Source organism: Kribbella sp. NPDC003505 (assembly GCF_040610875.1).
In the GTDB taxonomy this organism is placed as follows: domain Bacteria; phylum Actinomycetota; class Actinomycetes; order Propionibacteriales; family Kribbellaceae; genus Kribbella.
Genome location: NZ_JBEXNA010000006.1, coordinates 1 through 25,383 on the forward strand (window position 1 = coordinate 1; position 25,383 = coordinate 25,383).

Sequence of the window (25,383 nt, forward strand, 5' to 3'; positions counted from 1 at the left end):
TGATCAGCGCCCAGTCCTCCAAAGTGATCACTCTCCCATCGTCGAGTGCTCACTTTTCACCGCCGAAAGTGTTCAGTTTTCGAGCGCCGCCGACACGGGGGGATTCTCACCGAGGTCGGGACAGCGTCCCACTTGGCCGTGGACCTTCAAGAGAAGCAGACCGCAGTGGTCGCAGTCGGTCCACCACCACGAGTTCGTTCGTGGCGCTCCAGTGTCGTCAGGACTGAACATGAAGGCAGTCGGGGCGAAGCTGGTGGCCCACCGCATCGGTCCGCCAGCGAAGGAGAACCATCCGTCCTGGTCGTCCCAGTGCCACAGGTCTTCTCGAGAGGTGAACTCGTCAGCTGACATCGACTTCAAGCTGTCCGGCGCGGGCAGGCCGAGCGGGGCGTAATAGATGAAGGCTCGGATCCCTGTTCCAACGCTGAGTGCCTGGCTCTTGCGGATTTCGTCCGAGCGCGGGAAGCTGCCCTTCACCTCGAACCAGACCGCATCTGTGGTGTCTGGGTACAGAAGGAAGTCCGGCAGGTACGCGCCGGCGTCGCCAAGGTGGTAACCCTCCGGTTCGTATAGCCACGGGATGTCGAGACTGTCGAAGAAGACTGCCCAGCGTGCCTCAAGTCGGGAACGGAAGTGGCAGCCAGCGTAGTGCGTTTCGATCGGGGCGATGCGGCTCAACCAAGGCTCCTGTTTGAGAGAAGGTCGATCGATGGCTCAGGGATTCTCGTCTTCGCGTTGCGTTCGCAGACTTCACGGTCGTGGTTGCGGTCACCGTCAACGGCAGGCTGATGGAAGCAGACTTCGGCTCAAACGCCGAGGATCTCCAGACATGTCCTGGTCGCACCGTCCCCTGATTTCGCTGCACGCCGCCCATGGGCACTTGGAGCGAGCGACCCTTGGTTCGTGCACGCCTCGGTTGTTGTCAGCGACGTGTGATTTGGCTTGACTTGCATGTCCGTCTCACCTCTCCAGCGCGCGTTGGCCGGCCCGCAGACTTGCCTCGGGCTACTGCTCGAGGTTGCCTTTCAGCGCAGACGTCAGCTGTGTGCGGGTAAGGACCGTTCCCTCTGGCCAGTCTCTAGCGATGAGCGCGAGGAGGTCGCGATTGAACTCCTCGTTGCCAACCGGGGCAGCGGCCGCGATGTCGTCCAGTAGGTGCTCGATCAGGATCGCCAAGTTGCTCGGCCCGCCGCCGGAGTACCCGTAGCTGAGCCCGGCGCCCCATCGGTGAGGCGCTGGGTAAAGCTCCCCGTCCTCGGTCCGTATCCAGATGTTGTTGTTCGCGCCGAGGATGATTTCGATCAGTGCCGATCGTGCGGGAAGCCGGATGGGCGCGGCCACTTTGTAAGGCTGATCTTCATCGTCGAACTGGACGACTGGGACATCGGTGCGTGGGTCCACCAGGTGAGCCAATGCCTGATCGGCGTCGTCGAACAGCGCATAGGCCGCCATCTCGGAATCGCCGGGTTCAAGGCTTCTAACCCACTCTGCTGCGCTCTTGTCTTCATGGGGGTTGATCGAGGTGATCGCGGCGTACGGAAAGTCCGCGCCGCCATTCCAGGCGATCATCTCGCGAACGCAGTCGTGCGCTGTCATGTCTGTGCGCTTCAGCATCTCGATCCAAGCCGCACGACGGACAACCTCGGGTACTTCGGCTTCGGTATCGTCGGCCTGGATCGGCATCGCAGCGATCTGAAGATGTCCGTTCTGGTATGCGAGGCACTCCGATACCAGAGCGACATCGTGTTCGCAGAGGCGCCGCGATCCCCGGCGCATCTCGCGGGTGAATGCCGTCAGAGTCCGCGCGATGGGTGAGTCTGCCGGTTCATCCAGCGCAGCATTGGAGAAGACATCGACATCGACGTCATTCAGTGGCGCCGATGTCACCTGCTTTGCCCCGGGCCGCCAACGGATGACTTCCTTCGGCTTCCGCAGAGCTGTCGGCCACCATGGAACTGGGCTGCCGAAGATCTCAGCCAAATCCTCCCAGTTTGGCGAGTACTCTCGGTCCGGCGTTTGAGTATCAACGGCGATCAGCTCGGGCCCATATGCGTCGTAGCCGTCCCTCACAACCACTGCAGCATCCAACTGACGCGTGTCGTCGAGCACCCGCCGAACCAGACGCTGATCGGGTAGCCCAGACACCGCGTACGACGGATAGATCAGCCCCAGCCTCCCCAGACTCGTATCCCAAATCAGGACCGTGTTCCCGCTGGAAACAAGAGCGTTCTCGAACCGCGACACTCGCCCATCATCAGGACGCTGAAACAGCAACGGCGCGCGCCCCTGCAGATCCCGTCCAGCCTGCGCGGCCCACCGCAGAATCGCTGTCTCGTAGTAGTAGTCCCGGCCACCGTCGCGTCCCGCAGGCTCCGGAAAGTCATCCCGCTTCCGCAACTGCCAGACCCGAGGCCGCGACACTCCAAGCACCCGAGCGACATCGGCCATAAACACTCGGTCGTCCACCCATAGCCTCCACTCTTACGGATCCGTTAGCGTCTACTCTAACGCATCCGTAAGGGCAATCCAAGGGGTGTGGCACGTCATCGAGTTGCCGAGTGCGTCACCCCGTGGGTGCCCACGTGATTGCAGGCTCCGCTCCATCGGCGGCGCGACGATCGGCGGCCGCTGTGCTGTCCTTCTAGCGTGTGCTTGTCCAGCTCAGCATGATCAAGGTGAGCAGCCTGGGCGCGCACGCTGGCGATGGGCGGAGTATTTCATTGAGATGACTGCGGACAGGTGCGCTGAAGCCGAGATGACCGAGGAGGATGCCCAGCGTTCAGTGAGCCCGCGATCAGGCGTTGACCCGGATGTGCGAATGGAGATGATGGCCATGCTGAGCGGCTTTCGACGCCGCTGCTGCGTGTCCTGGCTCCAACGCATCGTGTAGGCGAGCAGCCGTCGAGCTTGGTGATCTTGGACTCGCGTCGCCCGCACTCATGGCTGCCGGACCCGTAGGATAGAAATGGCGTACGTCGCCAAACGTCAGGAGGAGACCAGTGGCTGGGCTGGGGGAGCACATCACTGCGATGGTGCGCAGCCATGCTTCGGGTGACGACTCAGCGTTCTACGCAGTCGCACTGCAGATCGCCGCTCGTGAGGCGAAGCAGGGCCATCATACTCTCGCCGCGGACATCAAGAAGGCGGTCGATGCGTCGCGGCAGGCTACCCCGCGCAGCAACGTCACCAAGCTTGCACAGCCGCGCGGTGATCTGGCTGAGCTCATCCAAACCTCTCATCCCGAGATCAGTCTCCGAGACTTAGTCCTGCCGGTGGAGTTGGCGGCGCAGATCAAGCAGGTCATCGCAGAGCAGAGGCAGCGCAAGCGTCTGCTGGACAGCGGGTTCTCGCCGGTACACAGGCTCCTGCTTGAAGGGCCACCGGGCACGGGGAAGACCATGACCGCTTCAGTGCTCGCTCACGAACTGGCTCTGCCGATGCATACGGTTCGCCTGGATGCACTGATGAGCAAGTACATGGGTGAGACGGCTAGCAAGCTCCGCCTGGTCTTCGACGAAGTAGAGACTCGTCGCGGTGTCTATCTCTTCGACGAGTTCGATGCCTTGGGCGCCGACCGAGCAGGCAACGACGTCGGCGAGGCTCGCCGCATCCTTAACTCCTTTCTGGTCTTCCTGGAGAATGCCGGCCCCGAGTCCCTGGTCGTTGCCGCCACCAACCATCGTGCCATTCTCGACCATGCCCTGTTCCGCCGCTTCGACCTGGTGCTCACTTACGAGCGGCCGGACGCGCGGCAGGCGATAGCAGTGATTCGGGCGCGCCTGGGATCCCTGGTCAAGGGCACCAGCCTCGCCAAGCTCGGCGAGTACTGCGACGGGCTGAGCCACGCTGATCTGGTGAAGGGCGCCGAGGCTGCAGCGAAAGCGGCGCTGATGCGTGGCGATGCCCACGTGGACAGAGATGATCTGATCGCGGCCCTGGCCGCCCGACGCTCATCCAGCGTTGGCTGAGGACCTGCGGCACCTCGATCACCTCCTCGTCATCGAGCACGCCGCTGACGAGGACTTCCACCGCCCAGGCCGTGGGAACCTACGCATCCGTCCGGTCGAGCGGCGAGCCCACGGGCTCGCGCTGCAGGGCGAGTTCAACCAGGCCTTCGGCGACGATCGCCAGGCGCGACGGGACGCCGGACTCGATATCGAGGAGTTGCGCGCCGTCGGCACCATCATCGTCCTCGAGGGTGCTGAGGCTTCCTATCCGCTTCGGCTTGACTCTCTCACGGCCATGAGCAAGCACCGGAAGACACCGAAGCGTCCCCAGTGGTTGCTGTTGTCCGTGCATCCCGCGACCGGCGACGAGCCCGAACGCGCCACCGTCTGGGTGTCTGACGATTACAGGTCCCAGTTCCTGAGGCTCTTCGAGGACTACCTCGAGAAGACCAGCGCGGGTGGTAATCCCCGCAACCAGGCCCTGGTGGCCAACATCGCCCGGATCCGCCGGGTTCTCCTCGACGACCTGTGGACTTCGGACGGCGAGCCGCCGCGCGACGGGAGGCGGTGGTGGGAGCTCTGGCTCGACACGACGCGCCCGAACCACGAGAGCATCGAGGGATTCGGGCGCACCTACGACCTTCGGTTGATCCCGCGGTCGATCGTCCTGCGCGACCGTCGCGTGCTGTGGATCGAATCCACTTGGGCCCAACTCGAGATCCTCCCTGTGACCAACATCCCGATCGCGGAGATCCGGCGTCCCGAGTTCGTCGACACCATCGAGGATCTCTCCGCCGTCGAGCAGGGCGAGTACGTCCAAGATCTCGCCGCTAGATTGGTGCCGGCGCCCGATGATGCGCCTGCCGTCTGCCACCTCGACAGTGGGGTCAGTCGGACTCACCTGCTCCTGACCGACTCGCTCGATGAGGCCGACCACCACACCATCATCGGCGCTTCCGGCAACGATCTTCAGGGACATGGCACCTCGATGGCCGGCCTAGCCCTCTTCGGGGAATCATTGGATGACCTGCTGATCGGGAACGATGTCGTCGAGCTAAACCACCGCCTGGAGTCTGTCAAGATGCTCCCGGCCAGGGGCGAGCCGCAACATGATCCGCGTGACTACGGCTCCGCCACGGTCGAGGCGGTCATGCTGCCCGAGATCACCGCTCGCCGGAGGCGCGTGTTCTGCCTGCCGATCAGCGCACCGCCGGATCGCGCGGGGGAGCCGACCCTCTGGTCGGCCACAATCGACGCGATGGCGGCCGGCACGGCGGTGACCCGCGACGGCGAGGACCTTCAGCTGATCGCGACTCCGGACCCCGACGCGGCCAGGCTGATCCTCGTTGCCACCGGCAACGTCGACAGCTGCCAGGCGGACTTCCGGACCGAGTCCGACACGTCAGCTGTCGAGGATCCGGCGCAGGCCTGGAACGTGCTGACAGTCGGTGCTCATACGAACCTCGTCGACGTCCCGGACGATCCGCAGTACCAGGGCTGGAAGCCCCAGGCCGGCGAAGGCGAGCTTTCGCCGCACAGCCGAACGTCGGTTCTGTTCGACCAGCGCAAGTGGCCGATCAAGCCCGACATCTGCATGGAGGGCGGGAACGTCCTGACCGACGGCGCGACTGGCTTCGAGAATCGGCATCCGCTGCTGTCGCTTCGCAGTACCGGCATCGCGAACGACATCGCGCTCACGTCCGCGAACGCCACCAGTGCGGCCACCGCCCAGGCTGCCCGGCTGGCGGCCAAGGCGATCGCGCGGTATCCGGGCTACTGGCCGGAGACGATCCGCGGCCTGCTCACTCACGCCGCCGAGTGGACGCCTGCCATGCGCGCTGAGATCAACGCGGCTGGCCGGAAGCGGGAAAAGCTCCAGCTGCTGCGTCGGTATGGATGGGGCGTCCCATCCGAGGAGTCAGTTTTAGCCTCGAGCGGCCAGGCGGTCACAATGGTCAGCCAGGACCAGTTCGTCCCCTTCGAGGGAGACGAGCTTCGCGTGCGGCGCTTTCGTCTGCACACCCTGCCGTGGCCGAGCGACGTGCTGCTTGCGCTAGGCGAAACCGACGTACGGCTTCGTGTCACGCTCTCGTACTTCGTCGAGCCGTCGGCGTCGCGTCGGGGTTGGCGGCAGCGCTACGCCTACGCTTCGCACGGTTTGCGGTTCGATCTGCAGGGGACGCTGGAGACTCGGCAGGAGTTCGTCCAGCGGGTCAACCGCGATGCGCAGTCGGAGGAGGGCAACGGCGCGGGAGCCGCGACCACCTCGGATCGTTGGCTGGTCGGCGCCAACCAGCGGCACCTCGGGTCGCTGCACCAGGACGACTGGTACGGCACGGGCGCCGAGCTCGCCCGCTGCAACTCGATCGCCGTCTATCCGGTCGGCGGGTGGTGGAAGAACAACCGGCGGCGAGACCGATCCGACCTCCCGATCCGATACGCGCTTCTGGTCTCGCTGCGCACCTCCGAGGAGAACGTCGATCTATACACGCCGATCGCCAACCTGCTGTCGATCCCGGTGCCGATTCAGGCGGAGTAATAAGGCGTTCCCGGCGGATCAGCTTTGAGGCCCCTGTTGGCTTGGCTGGCTACCTCACTTGTCGGCTGCCGATGGGTCCCCGCAGGTTGGAACCGGCACTGCACAGGCAAACACCGACCTGAGGATTGATTGTGAGCCAGCCGTCTGGTTACGTGCCGTTCGTCGATAAACGACGAACCTCTACTTCTTCGGAAGCGAGGCTCTCGTCGAGGCGACCGTCGGTCTTTACTCAGCACAATCAACAGAAGACGATGACTGTGAATGGTCACGGACGCGAAGCCAGGCGGTGTGATTCCGCAGGTCACGGGTAGGTTTGGCAATTGATGACGAACGATGAGCGCATTTTTGGCAGAGTCCGCGGTTTGTGGGTCGCGCCCTCCCGGGCCTACTAATCCCCAGGTCAGGCGTCTGCCGGCTCCGCGGGGAGCGTGAAGGTCCGCTGTTACTCAGCCACGTTGGTTGAGTCGGCTCCGGAGCGACTAGGGCCTCAGCCGTCGGTTGAGTGTATGCCGACAGGTGCTGGCTTCGCCCTGGTGCTCGCGGGTGCGTGATGTAGCTCAGCGAGTGGCGCCGCTCTCGTTTCGCTCGGATTTAGGCCCGGTCGGGTCTTGACTGTCGACGGTCGAGGGCGAGGAGTCGACAATCCGCGGGGAAGGCGGATTCAGTCCTTGGCTTCGGGGTGGTTTTGTTTGAGTGTGAGGCGGCGGCGGTTGACCTCCTCGGCGGCGTTGTCCATGAACCAGTGCATGATCTCGTACGGGATGACGTGCTCGTCATGGATGTGGATGGCGGGTTCTTGGTCAGGGTCCTCGTCGGGGATCACGGCGACCAGGAAGGCGGGCCCAGGGAGGTGGGTCGGTGCGTCGGGATTGTCGGCCCACGTGTCGGGTGCCGGGGTGGCTTCGCTCAGCTCCACGCACCATGCGTCATCCGGTAAGGCGTAGTGGAATTGGATGGCATAGTGACAGCCGTTGTGAACGCGGAACTCTGGCATTTCCGCATGGTGCCACACTGCATGAAGGGGATCTTCGTGGTGATCTGCGTGCGCTCCCTTCGAGAGGGAGAACCGCACCGATCCGGGGTCAGCACCTGGACCATTGCGGTCCCACGGGCAGACCGGTCGTCGCGCGCACTTCAGCTTCACACCCCTGTTCCGCCGGCGGTACGCCGGTATGAGCGAGCGCGGCGACAAGAGAGAACGAAGCATCGCGCTCAGTTCAACGTGGGGCGTTATTCGCCGATCTTCTTCGAGCGGAGGGTGATCTTGGTGTCGGGAGGGGCTTGGGTGCCGGGGGCGGGGGATTGGGTTACTACTACCCAATTGCGGTCGTTGAGGAGGGCTCGGCCTTGGCCGGTGGCGTCTTCTTCTGTGAGGAAGTAGAAGCCTGCTGCTTGCATCGTGTCCTGAGCCAGTTGGTGATTCAGGCCGACGACATTCGGCACTACGCCGGTCTGGGTGGAAGGCGGCGGGGTGATTTCCGATGGCGATGGGCCGGCAGTCACGGTGGTTGTTGCGGTCGTTGTGAGCGTGGGCTTGGAGTCGGCCGAGCCCGGACCACCGCACGCCACCAGCAAGAACCCGGTCAGCCCGACCGCCAGCCACCTCTGAGTCACCATCGCACTCCCCGTCCGCCGAGCTCTCCCCAAGTCTGGTACCCATTCGCCGGGGAAATCACCAAGCGTGATCAGTGCGGCCAGGCTGGGTTACGGCCGAGGTGGGCGATGATGCGGTCGAGTGGGTCGTCTCCGGACCACGCGATGTCGGGTGCGAACGGCGTCCCGGGGGCGAGGCGGACGTCGCCGCTGGGGACGACCTGGGCTACCGCCTCGGCTGCCTCGAGCGTGGCCGCCCCGAAGGTCACCGTCGTACCGAGGGATTTCGCGACGTCCCAGCTGTGGACGACGTAATCGATGAAGTGGAAGCTGATCGCCTGCGCTCCGGGGAACGAGGCGCCGAACTCCACGAGCGGGAAGGTACGCTCGGCGACCCCCGGCTCCGCGAAGGCCTCCAGGACGTGCTCGGCCGAGGAGACATAGACCTTCACGGGGTCGTCGCCGAGGTCGCGCAGCTTCCAGACTGCCGGATCGGACTCGCCGCGGGAAGCGGCCGCGAAACCGTAGTGCTGGGTGGCCATGTGGGCGAGCAGGCCGTACAGGGTCCAGGCCCGGCACGGCGTCGGCCTGGACAGGTCGGCGGGGGTCGCGGCGGAGACGAGCTCGATGCTGGCCCGGACGGCCTCGGCGTCGAGCGGTACGTAATCAATAGTGTGCATGCGCTTATCGTATGCCCCAGCATATGATTGCGCCAGTGCTACCTTTCCGAACATGGAGCGTCCCGATCTGGCAGCAATGCTGTATCCGCTGGTGCGGGAGCTGATCGCGCTCGAGCTGCCGGTGCTCGCCGCCCACGACGTCTCGATGTGGGGCTACTCGGTGCTCACCGCGCTGGACGACACCCCCGTCCGGACCCAGGCCGCGCTCGCCGAGGCGATCGGCGCGGACAAGTCCCGCATCATCGGGACCCTCGACGAGCTCCAGCAGGCCGGGCTGATCGACCGCACCCCGGACCCCGCCGATCGTCGTGTCCGGCTGCTCGCGATCACGCCGCAGGGCCGGCGCGTACGCCGTGCCGTCCGCAAGGAGATCCAGGCGCAGGAGGAGCAGGTCCTCACCGCACTCACGCCGGCCGATCGCAAGGCCTTCCTCCGCATCCTGCAGGAATTGCACTCACGCTGACGGTGGAGGTCGTTCCCTCGCGCGGGTGATCCGATCGTCTCCGGAGCTCAACAGACTGGCGGCATGAGGCGAGCGGTCGTGGTGTGGGCAGTGGCGTACGGCGGTCTGCGGGTCTGGTTCGCGACCGGCCACGCGTTCGAGTGGAAGTTGCCGGGCAGCGACCTGTTGATTCCGAACTGGGTCGCGGCGATCGGCTGTCTCGTCACGGCCTTGGCGGTGATCCGTGTCCGGCCGCGGTTGCTCTGGGCGCTGGCCGCGGGCTGGCTCGCGGCGGCTGGATTCATCCTGCTCGACCTGGTCGCACTGGTCCTGCCGGGTCTCGGAATCCCCTTCGACCTGCCCGGGATGCTCAGCCGTCTCGGCGCGGTCGCCGGCGCCGTACTGCTCGGCCGTCTCGCGAAAGCCCATCAGGCCGCGGCCCAGCCGTGGCCGCACTGGGTCTCAGTCGCCGGCGCCGGCCTGGCCGTCGCCGGCTTCCTGACCAGGTTCGCGGCGCAGGCGGTCGTCGGCTTCGAGAAGATGCCGTTCGGCGGCAACCTGTCGATCCTCCTCTTCGAGGGCGGCTTCGTCCTGACGGGCACGCTCCTGCCCTTCCTCCTCGTGCACCGCATCGGCCGGTACTTCCCGCGCTGGCTCCTGTTGCTGCCCGGCTACATGCTCGGCGCCGGCATCACGGCGTACTTCACCGTCGGGCTGATCCAGATGGTCGTCAACGTGCTCCAGGGAGAGCCGGCGTACGGCGACGTCGGTCTGCCGGAGAGCTTCTTCTGGGTCGCGGTCCCGGCGTACGTCGTCTGGGGCGCCGGGCTGACCGTCGCCACGCGCGGATATCAATTCGCCACCCGGAAGGCAATGGATCCGGAGTGTGATCTAGAAATCACTCACCGTTGAACCATGTAGAGCGTTCAATCGTTCGAACCAGGCACACGACCACACCACACCGCGAGGAGTGAGGCCCTGTGCAGGTGCTCGAGCGTTATCAGAGGGAAGTGATCGGCATCTTCCGGATCGTCGTCGGGTTCTTGTTCGCCACCCACGGCGCCGCCGCGCTGTTCGGCGTCCTCGGAACCGAACAGGTCGGTCTGTTCGTCTGGCCGTCTTGGTGGGCATCGCTGATCCAGACCGTCGGCGGTGCGCTGGTGATGATCGGGCTCGGCACCCGGTACGCGGCGCTGCTGTGCTCCGGCTCGATGGCCTACGCGTACTTCACAGTGCACCAGGCGGGTGCTTTGCTGCCTGTGCAGAATGGTGGCGAGAAGGCGGCGCTCTTCTGTTTCGCCTTCCTGCTGATCGCGTTCCTCGGCAACGGCGCCTGGTCGGTGCGGCGGGTGGCGACAGCGGAGGCAGCCGCAGCGACCAAGTGACGTGTCCGACCCGACTTTCCACCCCGCTGTCCACAGAGCAGGAGCGCCGATGGCTGACGACCGGGCGACGCTGCTGCGTGAGTTGCACGACGTGCACGCGCCTGCGCTGTGGCGGTTCGTCGTCCGGCTGACCGGCGACGACCGGCTGGCCGAGGACGTCGTCCAGGAGACCTTGCTCCGCGCGTGGCGGCGGCCGAACATCCTGACCGAGGACGAGGCCGGGGCCCGGGCCTGGCTGTTCACGGTGGCGCGCAACCTCGTCATCGACGACCGGCGCAGCGCCCGGGTCAGCCGCGAGGTCGCCAGCGACGACCTCCCGGAGAACCCGAGCGCCGACCACGCGAACGCCGTACTCGACGCCTGGCTGGTGGCCGAGTCACTGGCGCAACTGTCGGAGGAACACCGGCAGGTGATCGTTCGCGCGTACTACGGACGCCGTACGGTCACCGACATCGCCGAAGAGCTGGACATCCCGTCAGGCACCGTGAAGTCGCGGCTGCACTACGGGCTGCGGGCGTTGAAGCTCGCGCTGCAGGAGAAGGGGGTGACAAGCCAGTGAGTGACCCGTACCGGGACTGGGACGCGGCGTACTTGCTCGGCGCGCTGTCGGCGAAGGACCGGCGTGTGTACGAGGAGCATCTGCACACCTGTGCCGAATGCTCGGCGGGAGTCGCGTCGCTGGCCGGTGTGCCCGGTGTGCTGGCCGCGTTGCCGGCCGAGCGGGCGATGGCCGCGGTCGCGGCCGACCCGCCGAACCTGCTGCCCGGCCTGGTCCATAGCGTCCAGCGCGACCGGCGCCGGCAACGGATCCGGCTCGGTGCGCTGACCGCCGGCATCGCGGTCGCCGCTGCCGTGATCGGCGCACTCGTCGTGCTCCCGCTGACCCGCGACGAGCCGAAGGGCGACTATGTCGTGCTCGCCCAGACGGTGTCCAGCAAGCTGTCCGCGGACGCCCGGCTGGTGCCCGAGCCGTGGGGGACGACGATCGAGATCAGCTGCCGGTACGACGAGCTCGCGACGCCGAGCGAACGCGCCCGCGGATATGAGCTGTACGTCACCGACACGTCCGGCAAGGTGCAGTTGATTGCGAGCTGGACGTCCGCGCCGGGGACGACGGTGAAACCGGCGGCGACGACCAAGCTGCAGCGCAATGAGATCCGGGCCCTGGACATCCGCAGCTCCGAGACCGGACGAGTGTTGCTGGCAGTTCGTTTCTGAACACGAATGCACACGCGCTGTCGGGGCACCTAGAGGTGAAGGGGCGACAGTCGCTCGAGAGGCCGTCGTCCTAGACCCCGGTGTTCAGGGACGTGCGCCGGGGTCGCCGTACGTCGTGACCGGGCCGCAAGAAAGTTCTGTGGAATCTGTAACACTCGCGCCGTCACCACCGATACACCCTGTGTAACGCCACTGAGGACCCCGTCCCAGGTCAACCGCCCGAAGGGCCTGGGCCGGGGTGCTCGATGCTTCTGAGGCGCCCTGGCAGCGTTACGTGCAAAGGCCCCCGGTGATTCATCACCACCGGGGGCCTTCGCGTTGCGTACCCTCCCTAGGACGCTTGCTCAGTCGGGCCTTCCGACGCGGGCAGAGCGATCCGGTCGGCCGGGAGGCGTTCCGTCCGCTCGTTGCCGTCGTCGCCCTCGTACTGCACCAGAGCGGTCCATCCCGATTCCTCGTGGTCGCGGCCGATCAGCCAGCCGCGACGCCAGGTGCCGTCCACCAGGACGACGACATGGCTGGGCAGAGGGAGTCGGGACACCAGATCGGTGCCGGGCTCGAACTCAGTCATGGCCGAAGGCTAGGTGCAAAACGGCCGCGGCGCCTCTTGAAAGCGTGTTCCCGCAGGCGGTTCTCAGAATCCGAACGCCTGGACCGCGCCGTTCACCTTGAGAGCGCGGCCACCTGGGATGTGCGTCACCCATCCGTTGCGCAGCGCGTGCTCACACAATGCCGCGCCTACCGCGCCTGCCAGATGCGGTCGTCGTTCGGTCACGTCCAGGCAGGACCTGACTGCCGAGCGTCCGCGGCGGGTGCTGAGCTCGATGCCGAGATCGTCCAGCCAGGCTTGGCCTTTGGGCGTCAGGCTGATCCCCTCGGACCAGTCGACCAGGCCCCGCTCCGTCATCGCGTCGGCCAGCGCGACGCCGAGTTTGCCCGCCAGATGGTCGTAGCACGTCCGCGCCCGGGCGAACGCGTCCCGCTTGCTCACGGCCGCCAGACTGTTCACCACCTCGGTCCGCCGCGGCGCCAACGCAGCAAGCCCTTCGAGCAGCTCGGCCGTGTCCGGTCCGGCCAGCTTCACGTACCGGTGCCGGCCCTGTCGTACTTCGGTCAGCAGCCCGCCGCCGACCAGCAGATTCAGGTGCTCGCTGATCGTCGGCCGGGACACCTTCGCCACCTTGGCCAACTCACTCGCCGTCCACGCCCGTCCGTCCAGCAACGCCAGACAAACCGTCGCCCGCGTCCCATCAGCCAACATCCGCGCCCAGCCCGCCAACTCCTCACCTTCGGCACTCATGACCCCATCATCCCGCCCCCACACTTAGCCCCGCACCGAACCATCCAGCCACCCGGCAAACGCCGGGCGTGAGAACGGATGCGCGGGTGCGTCGTGCGCCGTGGGTGTGGGGGCGGGCTGGGCTTGGGCTTGGGTGTGGGCGGGCTGGGCTTGGGTGTGGGAGGGCTGCTGTGTGGGCTGGGCTTGGGGGTGTGGAGAAGGCCTTGGGGGTGGGGGAGGCCTTGGGGTGTGGGGTGGGTTTGGGGTGTGGGGTGGGCTTCGGGTGTGTGGGTGGGTTTGGGGTGTGGGGTGGGCTTCGGGTGTGTGGGTGGGTTTGGGGTGTGAGGTGGGCTTCGGGTGTGTGGGAGGGCTTGGGGGTGGGATGAGCTTCGAGTGTGAGGCTTGGGTGTGAGCGGAAGCCCATGAGTGCTACGCAGCCGCCACCTCGTCGCTTCGCTCCTCGTCCTCTCCCGCTACGCGCGCTCCCGCCCACCCCCGGCCGACGCCGGAGCATCAACCCGGCGCCGGAGTGTGGCTCGGGGGCTCGTGGTTCGGGCTGGTGCCGGTGTTGCTCGCGGGGCTCGCTTTCGTCCCTGGTCGGATGCCCTGCTGTAGGGCCGACCGGCTCCGCCGGGCTGATGCCTGCAACGGTTAGGCGTCTACCGAACAAAGCCGCGCCTAGCCTCGATCTTCGTGACGCACCTGACGATCGAACCCTCCATCCTGTACGTCGGGACGCCGGTCGCCCTGCTCAGCACCGAGAACGAGGACGGCACCGTCAACCTCGCGCCGATGTCGTCCGCCTGGGCGCTCGGCGACGTGGTGGTCCTGGGCGTCGGTGCCTCCGGGCAGACGGCGATCAACCTGCGTGAGCGCCCGGACGTCGTGATCAACTACCCGTCGCCCGACCAGTGGAAAGCCGTCGAACGCCTCGCCCCTTTGACCGCCGCGCATCCGGTCCCCGAGCACAAACGTGCCCGCTTCCACCAGGAACGCGAGAAGTTCAAAGCAGCCGGCCTCACGCCGACCGCCTCCGAGCTCGTCACCCCGGCCCGTGTCGCCGAATGCCCGCTCCAGTTCGAAGCGACCGTCGTCCACGAGCAACTCGATGCCAGCGGCAACTTCCTGATCGCCCAGGCCGAAGTCCGGCGAGTCCACGCCGCCGAGCACATCGTCGTACCAGGAACCTCCTACGTCGACCCCGCCGCCTGGTCACCCCTCATCTACAACTTCCGCCACTACTACGGCCTGGGCCCCGAGCTCGGCGAATCCTTCCGCACCGAGACCCCAAGACACGCCTGACGCGAGCCGAGTCGTGGCGATTGGCTCCGGGCCTGTCCGGCGAGTCGTGGATTGTGGTCGTCCGGCGCAACCCATTCTCACGACTCGGCGATGACGGCCCCTACATCAGGCGTAGGCGGTCGGTTTCTTCGTCGGTGAGGATTACGTCGAGGGATCTCAGTACGTCGGGGAGGTCGGCGGCGGGCACGGTGCGGGAGGTGTTGCGGCCGTCGGCGTGTTCGACGGTCAGCGTGTCGCCGACCAGGCGGCGTACGACGCCTTCGGCCACGCGCATGACGACGGGGCGGCCGGTGAAGGGCGAGTTCGGGTGGGTCGAGACGTAGTGGTGGTAGACCTCGTAGTCGATCGGCCGCACCGGTTCGTCGTTGGAGGCGTGCTGGGGGATCCAGCCGTCGGCGGTCTTCTTGGACAGGGTCCAGACGTCGCCGTCCAGCTCCAAACGGTGGTCCCAGCCGGCCTGGTCGACGACGGCGCCGTCCTTGAGCGGCGTGGGGTACAACTGCCCGGCCCCGAATCCCACGTCGGCCAGGAACTCCTGCCCGTCGACGCTCACCTTGAGCAGCGCGTGCGTCCGCGGCCCGGCCTTGTGCGGTTGCACGCGGGCGACCCGCCGTACGACGTCGTACCCGAGCTGCTCGAGCGCGGCGCCGAACAGGAGCGCGTGCTCGTAGCAGTACCCGCCGCGCTGCCGGCCGACGAGCTTGGACTGGATCGCGTCGAGGCCGATGCCGGGGTGGGTGCCGAGGATCACGTCGATGTTCTCGAACGGGATCGCCAGCACATGCGCCCGGTGCAGGCTGCGCAGTGCGTCGGCCGACGGCTGCACACGGTCGTGCCCGATCCGGGCGAGGTAGGCGTCCAGGTCGAGGGTCTCGATGTTCCACATGCCTGCTACCTCAGCACTTCCAGTTCACTTGAGGTCAAGCTCCGTGAACAAGGTGAGCTGGATGCCGCCGGGAGTTTCGAGGCGGGCGTTCAGCGAGTTCCACGGTGTCCGGGTGGGTTCGGCGATCACCTCGGCGCCGGCCGCGGCCAGCCGGGCCGTCGTCGCGGCCGAGTCGTCGACCTCGAGCGCCACCCGGAACTTGCCGGCCACCCGCCGCCCGACCTCGACCTCGTCGATGTAGTCGGCCTGCGCGCGATTCGCGATCTCGAGCGTCGCGCGCCCGGCCTCGAGGATCATCACCTCGGCATCGCCTGTCGTGTAGGACTCGCGCTCGGCCAGTCCGAGCGCGTCCCGGTAGAACGCCACCGCGGCGTCGTAGTCGTCAACCGTCACAACCAGCCGAAGCTCTTTGGCACTCATGCGGCCAGTATCTACAACCGCGAGACTTGATAGTGCGCGATCAGCCAGCCTTCGTCGGTCCGGCGCAGCAGGACGCCAAGCCACACGGTCAGTGTGGGCCGGTCGGTGAAGGTGAAGTCGACCGACAAGTAGCCGAGGATCAGATCGTCGGCGAGCTCCCGGGTCTCCAGGATCCGGTACTGCGGCGACAGGCCGAGCGGCTGCGAGTCGTAGTACTCGGCGACGGCGTCGCGGCCCACGCCGTACGGGTGCAAGCCCTGGAAGATGGCGTCCTTCGTGAAGAGCGCCGCAACGCGGGACGGATCGTGGTCGTCGATACCCGACTTCCACTGGTCCAGAACGGTGGTGAGGACGGTGGTGAGGACGTGGTTCATGCGATTCTCCTGAGGGGGTGAGCGGCGATCGCGGCCAGGGCGACGACGCCGGCGCTGACGAGGAGCGCCTGGTGGTATCCGTTGTGCAACAGCGGACCGACCGCCAGCGGGCCGACGATCTGGCCGAGGCTGTAGCCGGTGGTGAGGATCGCGACGGCGTGCGGCACGCGGAGTTCGGCGCCGAGCGCGATCGCGAGGTTGGCGACGCCGAGGAACGTGGCGCCGAACAGTGCGGCGGAGACGAGCGCCGCGGCAACGCTGGGAAGGACGACCGGCAACGCGATACCGATTGCCTGGACCAGCAACGCGACCAGCAGCAGCGCCGATCGTGACCAGCGCCGGCCGAGCCGCGCCCAGAGCGCGGTCGACGGTACGGCGGCCAGCCCGACGACGATCCAGGCGCTGTTGCCGACCGGCCCGGAGGCGGTTTCGTTGATCGCGGCAACAAGAAACGTGCCGGCGATGATGTAGCCGATCCCTTCCAGGGTGTAGCTGGTGAGCAGTGCGGTGAAGTGACGTGACCTGGTGCCGCCGGCAACAGCGGCAGGTGCCGAGGAACCGGTCAGGTGCCAGGCCGGGATCGCGCAGGCGACCGTCAGCAGGGCGGTGATCCACCAAGCCGTACGCCAACTGCCGCCGACCAGGACCATGCCCGACACGGCGATGCCCGCGCCGACGCCCCCGAACGTCCAGCCGACGTGATGGCTCTGCAGCCGGGGGAGTACGGCGCTGACGGCGATCACGAACACCAAGGCGCTCGCGATTCCCGCGACCAGGCGCAGACCGAGCCAGAGCGAAGGGCTCAGCGGCATCAGCGCGAGGGTCGCGGCCAGGATCAGCAGTGACAGCCGGAGCGCCCAGCGGGAGTGCAGGAGCCTCGGTACGACGACTGCCGCCAACGCACCGGCCAGGTAGCCGGTGTAGTTGGCTGTCGCGAGTGCTGCTCCGAGACGCGGTGAAAGGCCGGCCTGCGAGTGCATCAGCGGCAGGATCGGCGTGTACGCGAACCGGCCGAGGCCCATACCGCCGGCCAGTGCCGCCGCGCCTTGTCCCGCCAGGCGCCACTGCTTCATGTCACTGACCTGCCTGCTGGCCGCCGTCGACGTGCAGGACCTCGCCGGTGACGAACTTGGCGGTCTCCAGGTACGTGACCGCGTCGACGATCTCTTCGATCTCGCCGAGCCGGCCGACCGGGTGCAGCGCCGCGAGGAACTCGTGCGTCTCCTCCGGGTGCATCGGCGTCCGGATGACGCCCGGGGCGACCGCGTTCACGCGGATGTTGCGCGCGGCGTACTCGGTGGCCAGCGACTTCGTGGCGGAGTTCATGCCGCCCTTGGTCAGCGCGGCCAGCGCCGCCGGGACACTGCTGAAGCCGCGGTCGGCGAACGTCGTGGTGATGCTCACCACGTGACCGCCGTCGGGGTTCTCCAGCATCGCGGCGATCGCGCGCCGGGTGACGTCGAAGAAACCGCGCAGGTTCAGGCGGGTGACGGCGTCGTAGTCCTCGTCGGTGTACTCGGTGAACGGTTTCGCGACGAAGATGCCCGCGTTGTTGACCAGGGTGTCGATCCGGCCGAACGCTTCCAGACCCTGCTCGATCACCCGGGCGCCGGTGCCGGGCTCGGCGAGGTCGCCGGGAACGGTCAGGACGTCGGGGTCGCCGGAGGGCGTGATCGTGCGCGAGTTCGCGACCACGGCGTAGCCGAGCTTGCGGTAGGCGGTGACGAGTCCGGCGCCGATGCCCTGGGAGGCTCCGGTGATCACGGCGACTTTCTGGTGGTTCATGGTGCTCCTGTTCGGGAAATGGTGCTGCTTGTAGTTCGATAGTTGTCGAACCATGCAGGCTTTTCCACGACCGGTTTGCTCTCACCTGGGAGGCTCGGCCTACTAGGCTGCGGGGCGTGGAGCTGCGCCAGTTGCGGTACTTCGTGGCGGTCGCCGAGGAGCTGAACTTCGGCCGGGCCGCCGCGCGGCTGCACATCGCGGGGCCGTCGCTGTCGCAGCAGATCAAGTCGCTCGAGCGGGACCTCGGCGTACCGCTGTTCGAACGCGATCGCCGGACCGTGCGGCTGACCGCGTTCGGGGAGACGCTGCTGCCGCAGACACGAGCGCTGCTCGAGCAGGCCGACGCGCTCCGGCGTACGGCCCGGGGGTTCGCGGCCAGCGAGCCGGTGCGGCTGGGGTACGTCAGCTGGCGGCCGCCCGATCTGGCCGAGCGGGTTTCCGGGGTCGCGCAACTGCTCGTCGACACCTGGGTGATGCCGTCGCACACGCAGGCAGGCCGGGTCGCGGAGGGGAGCATCGACCTGGCGATCTGCTGGGTGCGCGCGACCGACCTCGCGGAACAGGAGTTGTCCGGCTCGTTGCTGGGAGCGGACCGGCTGTTCGCGGTCTCGGTCGGCGACGACTCGCCGGTGCGAGCGCGCGACACCGTGGTGCTGGTGGACGCGGACACCGAGGCCTGGGCCTCCTGGAACATCTACGCGATCGAGTTCGCCCGCGCGACCGGTGCGTCGGTGGAGCGCATCGACGACCACGGCATCACCGGGCCGGGGTTCTACGAGCACGTACGCCGTCTGCGCCGTCCGGTCGTCAGCTCACCCAAACGGGACGCGACGCCGCTGCCGCGCGACTTCGCCCGGCGGCAGGTCGTCGACCCGATCCCGGTCTGGACCTGGGCTCTGGTGGCGCGCCGCGACGAGGAGCGCCCCGCCGTACTCGCGGCGGTCGAGGCGCTGACGCGGGATGTGAAGGTGGAGTTCGACCCGGACGCCTGGCTGCCGGCGGACGACCCGTTCCGCTGATCACCAAGCCTGGGTCAGGGCGGTGGTGTTCGGGGACGGCGTGAGGCGGTAGCCGGTGTGCGCCGAGAACTCGGCGGACAGGCCGAACCGGTCGCCGCGGACGAGAGTGTGGCGCCACTCGACGGGGCGGTTCTGTGACGTGCCCTGACGGATGATCGAGAACGCCGCGGCCTCGGGCGGGCAGTGCAGGAGCGCGCGTTCGGCCGTCGTGGGGACGACGGCGCGGATGTCCTCGCGGCCGTGGTCGAGAGTGATGCCGGCCCGCTCGGCCAGCTCGTTGTAGAGGCTGGTGTGCGTGAAGTCCGCGTCCAGGAGCGGCTCCGCGACAGTGGCGGGCAGCCAGACGCGGTCGAGCGCGAGCGGCTCGTCGCCGGCGTACCGGAGGCGCTCGAGGTAGAGCAGCGGGATCGACGCCTCGAGGTCGAGACGGGCCGCGATCACCCCGTCGGCGCGGACGTCGAGCGCGCGGACGACGCTGTGCTGCGGCAGGCCGGATTCCTCGACCGAGGAGAACAGGCTGTAGAGCGCGCCCATCGGCTGCCGGATCTCGGGCGCCGTCGCGACCCGCGGCTGCCGGCCGCGCTCGGCGAGGATCAGGCCGTCGGTGCGCAGCTGCGCGAGCGCCTGGCGGACGGTGTGCCGGCTGACCGCGTACTCCTCGACCAGCGCGAGCTCACCCGGGAACGCGTCGTCGAACTCCCCGGACCGCAGCCGCCGGACCAGGTCCGCCTGCAACTGCTTCCAGAGCGGCTCGCCGCCGCCACGTTCGAGCTTGCGCACGCGGGTTCCCTCCAGAGTTGCCAAATGTCCGGTCATCTCCTACCTTCAATGTACGTACATTTCTCGCAGGAGGGGACCGGCTAGTGGTGCAGCTCGAGGTTAGGACACCTGGCACCCGCGCCGCCCTCTCTGCCGCACAGCGCCGCCTGGATCCGGTCGTACGGCGCCTGCGCGGCCTCGGGATCGTGCTGCTGGTGACCGCCGTGGCGGTGCCGCTCGGGCGACTCGTGCCGCTGGTCGGTGGGCCGGTCTTCGGGATCCTGCTCGGCGTGATCGCGGGCAGCGTGATCCCGGCGTTGCGCTCCGACGTCTGGCGTCCCGGGTACGACTTCGCCTCGAAGACACTGCTCCAGCTGTCGATCGTCGTCCTCGGGACCGGGCTGTCGCTGCAGCAGGTCGCCCGGGTGGGCGTCTCGTCGCTGCCGGTCATGCTCGGCACACTGGCCCTCGCCCTCGGCGGCGCGTGGGTGTTCGGCCGGCTGCTCGGCGTCCGCGGGGACACCCAGACGCTGATCGGCGTCGGTACGGCGATCTGCGGCGGCTCCGCGATCGCGGCCGCGACCGCCGCGATCGGCGCCAAACGTTCGTCGGTCGCCTATGCGCTGGCGACGATCTTCACCTTCAACATCGTTGCGGTGCTGACGTTCCCGCCGCTGGGGCATCTACTCGGCCTGAGCTCGGAGGCCTTCGGCCTGTGGGCCGGTACGGCGGTCAACGACACGTCGTCCGTCGTCGCGGCCGGGTACGCGTACAGCCAGGCGGCCGGTGACCAGGCGATCGTCGTCAAGCTCACCCGGTCGCTGACCCTGATCCCGATCGTGCTGACACTGGCCGCGCTGAAGATCCGCCGCGAGAACCGGGCGGCGCGGGCCCTCGACGCCGTCGGCGATGGGTCGTACCAGGGCGCCACGGCCTCGATCCGTCAGCCGTTGCCGTGGCGCAAGCTCGTGCCGCTGTTCCTGATCGGCTTCGTCGCCGCCGCGGGCCTCCGCTCCGCGGGCGCCGTACCGGAGTCCTGGCTGCCGACGCTGACCGTGATCGGCACCTGTCTGATCACCGCCGCGCTGGCTGCGATCGGTTTGTCCCTGCGCCCGCGTGAGCTCCGCGACGCAGGGCCCAGGCCGCTCCTGCTCGGAGCGATCCTCTGGGCCCTGGTCGCTGTCGGCTCGCTGGTGCTTCAGTCCTTCTCGTAGGCCGCCTGGCGGTCCTGGACCGCCTTGATGCGCGGCACGTCGAGCTTGTTGCTGCGGTCGAAGTTGTAGATGCCGTTCTCCTCCTGGAAGACGTCGGTCAACTGCGTGTAGCAGTAGCCGAACATCAACTCGTTGTCGAGCAGCGCGTCGATCAGACCGGCGAAGCGGACATAGAAGTCCTCCTCGTTCGCGACCCGCTGACCGTAGCCCCAGGAGTCCGCGGAGTTCCCGCTCTTGCCGGCGGCCGCCTTCTCGGCGTTCCACCAGATGCCGCCGAACTCGCTGCAGAAGTACGGCTGCCCGTCGTACGCGAGCGAGATCGGCTTGCCCTCGGGGCCGCCGGTGTTGCCGTACGGCTTGTCGTTCACCAGGTCCGCCATCTGCTTCGCGAACTCGGCCGGGTCCTGCTCGTAGTTGTGCGAGTCCCAGACGTCGGTCTCCGGCACGCGGTGGCTGTAGCCGGACGCGTCCAGCACCGGGCGGCTGGTGTCGGCGGCCTTCGTGGCCAGGAACATCGCCCGGGTGACGTCGTCGAGCTGCGTGATCCGGTCGTGCAGCAGTTGGTGCGTCTCGTTCAGCGGACACCAGCCGACGATGCTCGGGTGGCTGTAGTCGCGCTCGACCGCTTCGAGCCACTGCGCGACGTACGACGCCGTCGGCTGCTGGTTGTCGGTGTCGGTGTGGCCGACGCCCGAACCCCAGTCGCCGAACTCGCCCCAGACCAGGTAGCCGAGCCGGTCCGCGTGGTACAGGAACCGCTCCTCGAACACCTTCTGGTGCAGCCGCGCGCCGTTGAACCCGGCCGCCAGGCTGAGCTCGATGTCGCGGACGATGGCCTCCTCCGACGGGGCCGTCATCAGGCTCTCCGGCCAGTACCCCTGGTCGAGCACGAGCCGCTGGAACACGTGCTTGCCGTTGATCAGGATCGCCTTGCCGTTGATGCTCACCGACCGCAGGCCGGCGTACGAGTCGGCGCCGTCGACGACGTTGCCGTCGGCATCGATCAGCTCGAGGCGGACGTCGTACAGGTGCGGGTCCGTGGTGTCCCAGAGGCGCACGCGGCCGGCCGGGATCTGGAGGGTGAGGCGTGGGGCGAGATCGAGGTCGGCGCGGACCTCGGCGGTGGTGATCTCGCCGTCGGCGTCCTTCAGGGTGGCCTTGATCGTGTAGCCGGTCTTGTTCGCCGAGACCGGGACTTCGAGGTGGAAGCTGGAGCCGGCCACGTCCGGGGTGATCCGCGGCCGCTTCAGGTGCACCGTCGGGACCGCTTCGAGCCAGACGGTCTGCCAGATGCCGGTGGTGCGGGTGTAGAGGCAGCTGTGGTTGAAGTACAGCTGGCTCTGCTTGCCGCGGGCCTGCGGGCCACGGTGGCTGTCGCGGGCGCGGACCACGATCGTCGCCTCCTCGCCGGGCCGGGCGACGTGGCGCAGGTTCGCGCTGAACGGGGTGAACCCGCCGCGGTGCCGGACCACCTCCTCGCCGTTCACCCAGACGGTGGCGTCGTGGTCGACGGCCTGGAAGTGCAGGACGGCGTCCTTGCCGGCCCAGTCCGCCGGGATCGTCACGGTCGTGCGGTACCAGACCGCCTCCATGAAGTCGACGTCCTCGATCCCGGACAACTCGGTCTCCGGCGCGAACGGCACGACGATCCGCTGCGGGAGCTCGCGTTCGCGCAGGCCGCGCTCCAGTCCGGAGTCCGACCGGTCGATCTCGAACTGCCACTCGCCGTTCAGATTCACCCACTCGGGCCGGACGAACTGCGGACGCGGGTACTCCGCACGAGGCTGTGACATGTGCTCTCCCGTGATGCTGGTCGATGGCGGGACGGCAGCACTTTACAACGTTGGAATGGGTCGGGCAACGGTCAGTTCCAGCCTGCTCTGGCCCGGCCCGGGTCGACCGCGCGGACCTCGACCGGGTTCAGGGAGCCGAAGGTCGCGCGCTCACCGCGCGATCTACCGGATCTCCTTTGCGTAGCAGTGGGTTCCGGGCTGGCTGACGTACTTTCCCCAAGGCTCGGTGGGGGTGTAGCCGCTCGACTCGTAGAGCGCGATCGCTTCCGGTTGGAGGTGACCGGTGGTGAGGCGGATGGTCGAGTGCCCAGCCGCGTGAGCGGCGTCCTCCAGACCGGCCAACAGCGCCCGGGCGTATCCGCGTCCACGGGCTGCCGGAGCGACGTACATCCGCTTCACCTCGGCGTCCCCGGGATGCTCGGTGCCCGGACCGAAGACCTGCACGGCGCCGCATCCGACAGCGCGACGCTCGTCGTCGAGCACCACGAAGTACCGCGCCCCGTCCTTGACCTGCGACCGCCCCTCAGCCCCATACCGCCCGACAAGCTCGTCGAACGCCGCCGCCAGCAGCACCCCCAGTTCAGCGTCGTCCGCCTCGCGTTCCTCAACCTTCACGCCAGCCGCCTACGTGCTCGTCAGGCCGAGGAGGCGGGTGCCGTTGGTGCGGCAGACGGCGCGGAGCCAGGTGTCGCCCAGGTCCAGCGATTCCAGGGCTTCGAGTTGGACGGCGTACTCGTAGGGGATGTTGGGGAAGTCGGAGCCGAGGACGATGCGGTCCTGGAGGTCGGCGAGGCGGGGGATCAGGTCGCGGGGGAAGGGCATCATCGCCTCGGTGAAGGGGGTCAGGGCCATCGTCGTGTCCAGGTGGACGTTCGGGTACGACGTGAGCGCCAGGTGCTCGGCGTACTCCGGCATGCCCAGGTGCGCGATGACCGCGGTCAGCCGCGGGTGCCGCCGCAGGACCTCGCCCATCGGCCCCGGACCGGTGTGCCGGCCCGGGATCGGGCCGGAGCCGCAGTGGACGACGACGGGGACGCCGGCCTCGGCGAGCTGGCCCCACACGTCGTCGAGTTCACCGGAGCGCGGGTCGTAGTCGCCGACCTGGACATGGACCTTGAAGATCCGCGTCCCCAACTCCAAAGCCGTGCGCACATAGTCGGCCGCGGAGGGCTCAGGAAAGAACGTCCCGCTCGGCACGCAGCCGGGTGTCACGGCCGCGAAGTCCCGCGCCCACGCGTTCAACGAGGCCGCCATCCCGGGCTTGTGCGGATACACCAGCGCCGGGAACGCCCGCACTCCCAGCGAATCGAGCGTTTTCAGCCGCTCCTCCACCGAGGTCCGGTAGGTGATCGGCCACTCCGTCCCGTAGTGCGACGACGCCTGGTCGAAGTATGCCCAGACCGCGTTCAGCACCCGGTCCGGCAGGAAGTGCACATGCACGTCCACCAGCCCGTCCAGCCCGAGCCGCCGCCACCACGCCGGTACCTCCGCATCTCGCACGCCCTCTAGCCTGCCTGATCGGCCAGCCAGAGGTTGGTGAGGCCCTTGAAGTGGTTGAAGAACTTGTCGTGCTCGTGGGTCGGGTACGTCGAGGTGACGGTCTCGCGGAGCAGGCGGTCGAAGTCGGGGCCGGCCACCCAGTCCCGGACCCGCAGGTCGAAGTCGCCCAGGTGCGAGGCGCACCATTCGTGGTACTTCGCGGTTTCGAAGTGCTCGTCGGCGAGCGCGAGGTACCCGTTCAGCTTGGCCTCGTAGTCGAGCGACTCGTCGTCCGCGATCTCGAAGTACCGCTCGGTGTGCAGGTCGACGGACGAGCGGCGGCCGGTCGCCAGGCAGAAGACGGACCACTTCACCAGCGCGCTCAGCGCCCACGGGAAGTAGTAGTGCAAGGAGGTGACGGCGACGTCGGGGCAGGCGTTGGCGTAGTCGATCGGGTGGACGGCGTCGCCCTTGACCAGCATCTCGCAGGAGTTGAACTCCCAGCCGAAGAAGGCGTTCACGATCCGGCTGATCGCGACCGCCTCGTGGCCGGCGGCCGGGCTGAGGAAGTCGTGCGAGACGGCGTACCGGTTGTGCATCGGCTCGTCCGGGCGGAAGTCCATCACCATCGTCTCGGCGCCGATCGACAGCGCCCGCGCGAACTTGTCGTACTCGATGGTGGCCTGCAGGTGCATCAGCATCTCGCCGGACTGGTCGTAGGCCTGGTGCAGGTCGACCTTGTTGTTGATCCGGGACACGCCGCGCCAGCCGCCGCCGTCGAACGGCTTCATGTAGAGCGGGTACCCGAGGTCCTCGGCGATCGCGTCCAGGTCGAAGGGCCGGTTGTACTTCGCCGACGTGTACGCCCAGCGCACGTTGTCGACCGGATTCTTGTACGGCACCAGCACGGTCCGCGGGATCTTCAGACCGAGCCGGAGCATCGCGCAGTACGCCGAGTGCTTCTCCATCGACTGGAACGTGAACGGCGAGTTCAGCAGGTAGGTGCCGTTCATCAGCGCGGCCTTCTTCAGCCACTCGCGCGGGTGGTAGTACCAGTACGCGAGCCGGTCGATCACCAGCCCGACCCGGACCGGGTCGTTCAGGTCGAACGGCTCGATGGTCAGCCGACGGGACCCGAACTCGTGCTCGCGCCCGTCGATCGTCACCGGCCCGACCCGCTGCAGCAGTGCCTCGAACGCCTGCGGCCAGTCCTCCTCGGCCCCGAGCAACAACCCGATCAGATGACGCGAACGATCACTCACGTGAGTC

At 67.6% G+C, this 25,383-nt stretch carries 27 protein-coding genes; 10 read left to right on the forward strand and 17 right to left on the reverse strand.

The features are described 5' to 3' along the window. Positions 1–72: 72 nt before the first annotated feature. Together ABZX12_RS21190 and ABZX12_RS21195 are read right to left on the reverse strand one after the other, a co-directional pair. The gene (locus ABZX12_RS21190) at positions 73–678 is read right to left on the reverse strand and encodes a hypothetical protein (protein ID WP_355695466.1); all 606 of its coding nucleotides are present in this window, start codon (positions 676–678) and stop codon (positions 73–75) included. Between the two features lie 327 nt (positions 679–1,005). Then, the gene (locus ABZX12_RS21195; RefSeq protein ID WP_355695468.1) at positions 1,006–2,466 is read right to left on the reverse strand and encodes a helix-turn-helix domain-containing protein; all 1,461 of its coding nucleotides are present in this window, start codon (positions 2,464–2,466) and stop codon (positions 1,006–1,008) included. A 533-nt stretch (positions 2,467–2,999) separates the two neighbouring features. On the opposite strand from ABZX12_RS21195, the gene ABZX12_RS21200 reads away from it, so the two are divergent. Both ABZX12_RS21200 and ABZX12_RS21205 read left to right on the forward strand, forming a co-directional pair. Next, positions 3,000–3,968, forward strand: coding sequence for an ATP-binding protein (locus tag ABZX12_RS21200; protein ID WP_355695470.1), 969 nt, complete (start codon positions 3,000–3,002; stop codon positions 3,966–3,968). Continuing rightward, positions 3,961–6,486 (forward strand): S8 family peptidase, encoded by a 2,526-nt coding sequence (locus tag ABZX12_RS21205; protein ID WP_355695472.1) that lies wholly within the window; start codon positions 3,961–3,963, stop codon positions 6,484–6,486. The genes ABZX12_RS21200 and ABZX12_RS21205 overlap by 8 nt, the downstream gene beginning before the upstream one ends. Before the next feature lie 661 nt (positions 6,487–7,147). Here ABZX12_RS21205 and ABZX12_RS21210 read toward each other — a convergent pair. From ABZX12_RS21210 to ABZX12_RS21220, 3 genes are all read right to left on the reverse strand, one after another. Beyond that, entirely contained in the window at positions 7,148–7,480 is a 333-nt protein-coding gene (locus ABZX12_RS21210) for a hypothetical protein (RefSeq protein WP_355695474.1), read from the reverse strand. A 236-nt stretch (positions 7,481–7,716) separates the two neighbouring features. After that, positions 7,717–8,103: a PASTA domain-containing protein gene (locus ABZX12_RS21215; RefSeq protein ID WP_355695476.1), complete on the reverse strand. Its 387-nt coding sequence runs from the start codon at positions 8,101–8,103 to the stop codon at positions 7,717–7,719. Between the two features lie 68 nt (positions 8,104–8,171). Continuing rightward, positions 8,172–8,759 carry a TIGR03086 family metal-binding protein gene (locus ABZX12_RS21220; protein WP_355695478.1) on the reverse strand — a complete coding sequence of 196 codons (588 nt, stop codon included), beginning with the start codon at positions 8,757–8,759 and terminating at the stop codon, positions 8,172–8,174. Between the two features lie 52 nt (positions 8,760–8,811). On the opposite strand from ABZX12_RS21220, the gene ABZX12_RS21225 reads away from it, so the two are divergent. The 5 genes from ABZX12_RS21225 (at position 8,812) to ABZX12_RS21245 (ending at position 11,804) form a co-directional block, all read left to right on the forward strand. After that, on the forward strand, positions 8,812–9,222 hold the full coding sequence (locus ABZX12_RS21225) for a MarR family transcriptional regulator (RefSeq protein ID WP_355695480.1): 411 nt from the start codon (positions 8,812–8,814) through the stop codon (positions 9,220–9,222). A gap of 63 nt (positions 9,223–9,285) precedes the next feature. Further along, positions 9,286–10,113, forward strand: a complete 828-nt coding sequence (locus tag ABZX12_RS21230; protein ID WP_355695482.1) for a hypothetical protein — start codon at positions 9,286–9,288, stop codon at positions 10,111–10,113. A gap of 98 nt (positions 10,114–10,211) precedes the next feature. After that, a complete protein-coding gene (locus ABZX12_RS21235) occupies positions 10,212–10,586 on the forward strand; it encodes a DoxX family protein (protein ID WP_355695484.1) in 375 nt (124 codons plus the stop codon). Between the two features lie 49 nt (positions 10,587–10,635). Beyond that, positions 10,636–11,145, forward strand: coding sequence for a sigma-70 family RNA polymerase sigma factor (locus ABZX12_RS21240; protein WP_355474656.1), 510 nt, complete (start codon positions 10,636–10,638; stop codon positions 11,143–11,145). Then, a complete protein-coding gene (locus tag ABZX12_RS21245) occupies positions 11,142–11,804 on the forward strand; it encodes a zf-HC2 domain-containing protein (RefSeq protein ID WP_355695486.1) in 663 nt (220 codons plus the stop codon). The genes ABZX12_RS21240 and ABZX12_RS21245 overlap by 4 nt, the downstream gene beginning before the upstream one ends. Before the next feature lie 331 nt (positions 11,805–12,135). Here ABZX12_RS21245 and ABZX12_RS21250 read toward each other — a convergent pair whose 3' ends face one another. Together ABZX12_RS21250 and ABZX12_RS21255 are read right to left on the reverse strand one after the other, a co-directional pair. Then, positions 12,136–12,375, reverse strand: coding sequence for a hypothetical protein (locus ABZX12_RS21250; RefSeq protein WP_355695488.1), 240 nt, complete (start codon positions 12,373–12,375; stop codon positions 12,136–12,138). A 63-nt stretch (positions 12,376–12,438) separates the two neighbouring features. Further along, positions 12,439–13,104 carry a helix-turn-helix domain-containing protein gene (locus ABZX12_RS21255; protein ID WP_355695490.1) on the reverse strand — a complete coding sequence of 222 codons (666 nt, stop codon included), beginning with the start codon at positions 13,102–13,104 and terminating at the stop codon, positions 12,439–12,441. A 672-nt stretch (positions 13,105–13,776) separates the two neighbouring features. On the opposite strand from ABZX12_RS21255, the gene ABZX12_RS21260 reads away from it, so the two are divergent. Next, positions 13,777–14,385, forward strand: a complete 609-nt coding sequence (locus tag ABZX12_RS21260) for a flavin reductase family protein (protein ID WP_355695492.1) — start codon at positions 13,777–13,779, stop codon at positions 14,383–14,385. Positions 14,386–14,485: 100 nt separating this feature from the next. Here ABZX12_RS21260 and ABZX12_RS21265 read toward each other — a convergent pair whose 3' ends face one another. Genes ABZX12_RS21265 through ABZX12_RS21285 form a run of 5 tightly spaced genes read right to left on the reverse strand, consistent with a single transcriptional unit; the run spans position 14,486 to position 17,850 of the window. Then, the gene (locus tag ABZX12_RS21265) at positions 14,486–15,271 is read right to left on the reverse strand and encodes an arylamine N-acetyltransferase (protein ID WP_355695494.1); all 786 of its coding nucleotides are present in this window, start codon (positions 15,269–15,271) and stop codon (positions 14,486–14,488) included. Between the two features lie 24 nt (positions 15,272–15,295). Beyond that, complete coding sequence (locus ABZX12_RS21270) at positions 15,296–15,691, reverse strand: VOC family protein (RefSeq protein ID WP_355695496.1); 396 nt, start codon at positions 15,689–15,691, stop codon at positions 15,296–15,298. Between the two features lie 11 nt (positions 15,692–15,702). Beyond that, on the reverse strand, positions 15,703–16,065 hold the full coding sequence (locus tag ABZX12_RS21275; RefSeq protein ID WP_355695498.1) for an SgcJ/EcaC family oxidoreductase: 363 nt from the start codon (positions 16,063–16,065) through the stop codon (positions 15,703–15,705). After that, on the reverse strand, positions 16,062–17,138 hold the full coding sequence (locus ABZX12_RS21280) for a YbfB/YjiJ family MFS transporter (protein WP_355695499.1): 1,077 nt from the start codon (positions 17,136–17,138) through the stop codon (positions 16,062–16,064). Before ABZX12_RS21280 ends, ABZX12_RS21275 begins: the two co-directional genes overlap by 4 nt. Position 17,139: 1 nt before the next feature. Then, positions 17,140–17,850 (reverse strand): SDR family oxidoreductase, encoded by a 711-nt coding sequence (locus tag ABZX12_RS21285; protein WP_355695501.1) that lies wholly within the window; start codon positions 17,848–17,850, stop codon positions 17,140–17,142. A gap of 116 nt (positions 17,851–17,966) precedes the next feature. Between ABZX12_RS21285 and ABZX12_RS21290 the strand changes: the two genes are divergently transcribed. Beyond that, positions 17,967–18,869: a LysR family transcriptional regulator gene (locus ABZX12_RS21290; RefSeq protein ID WP_355695503.1), complete on the forward strand. Its 903-nt coding sequence runs from the start codon at positions 17,967–17,969 to the stop codon at positions 18,867–18,869. Here the strand turns inward: ABZX12_RS21290 and ABZX12_RS21295 are convergent, their stop codons facing one another. Next, positions 18,870–19,649: a GntR family transcriptional regulator gene (locus ABZX12_RS21295; protein WP_355695505.1), complete on the reverse strand. Its 780-nt coding sequence runs from the start codon at positions 19,647–19,649 to the stop codon at positions 18,870–18,872. A gap of 86 nt (positions 19,650–19,735) precedes the next feature. On the opposite strand from ABZX12_RS21295, the gene ABZX12_RS21300 reads away from it, so the two are divergent. Continuing rightward, positions 19,736–20,842 carry a putative sulfate exporter family transporter gene (locus ABZX12_RS21300; protein WP_355695507.1) on the forward strand — a complete coding sequence of 369 codons (1,107 nt, stop codon included), beginning with the start codon at positions 19,736–19,738 and terminating at the stop codon, positions 20,840–20,842. Here ABZX12_RS21300 and ABZX12_RS21305 read toward each other — a convergent pair. The 4 genes from ABZX12_RS21305 to ABZX12_RS21320 form a co-directional block, all read right to left on the reverse strand. Then, the gene (locus ABZX12_RS21305) at positions 20,827–22,635 is read right to left on the reverse strand and encodes a sugar-binding domain-containing protein (RefSeq protein ID WP_355695509.1); all 1,809 of its coding nucleotides are present in this window, start codon (positions 22,633–22,635) and stop codon (positions 20,827–20,829) included. The two genes, ABZX12_RS21300 and ABZX12_RS21305, sit on opposite strands and share 16 nt — an antisense overlap. A gap of 162 nt (positions 22,636–22,797) precedes the next feature. Then, positions 22,798–23,250, reverse strand: coding sequence for a GNAT family N-acetyltransferase (locus tag ABZX12_RS21310; protein ID WP_355695511.1), 453 nt, complete (start codon positions 23,248–23,250; stop codon positions 22,798–22,800). Positions 23,251–23,259: 9 nt separating this feature from the next. Further along, entirely contained in the window at positions 23,260–24,135 is an 876-nt protein-coding gene (locus ABZX12_RS21315) for an amidohydrolase family protein (RefSeq protein ID WP_355695513.1), read from the reverse strand. 5 nt (positions 24,136–24,140) lie between these two features. Continuing rightward, positions 24,141–25,376 (reverse strand): hypothetical protein, encoded by a 1,236-nt coding sequence (locus ABZX12_RS21320; RefSeq protein ID WP_355695516.1) that lies wholly within the window; start codon positions 25,374–25,376, stop codon positions 24,141–24,143. Between the last annotated feature and the right edge of the window lie 7 nt (positions 25,377–25,383).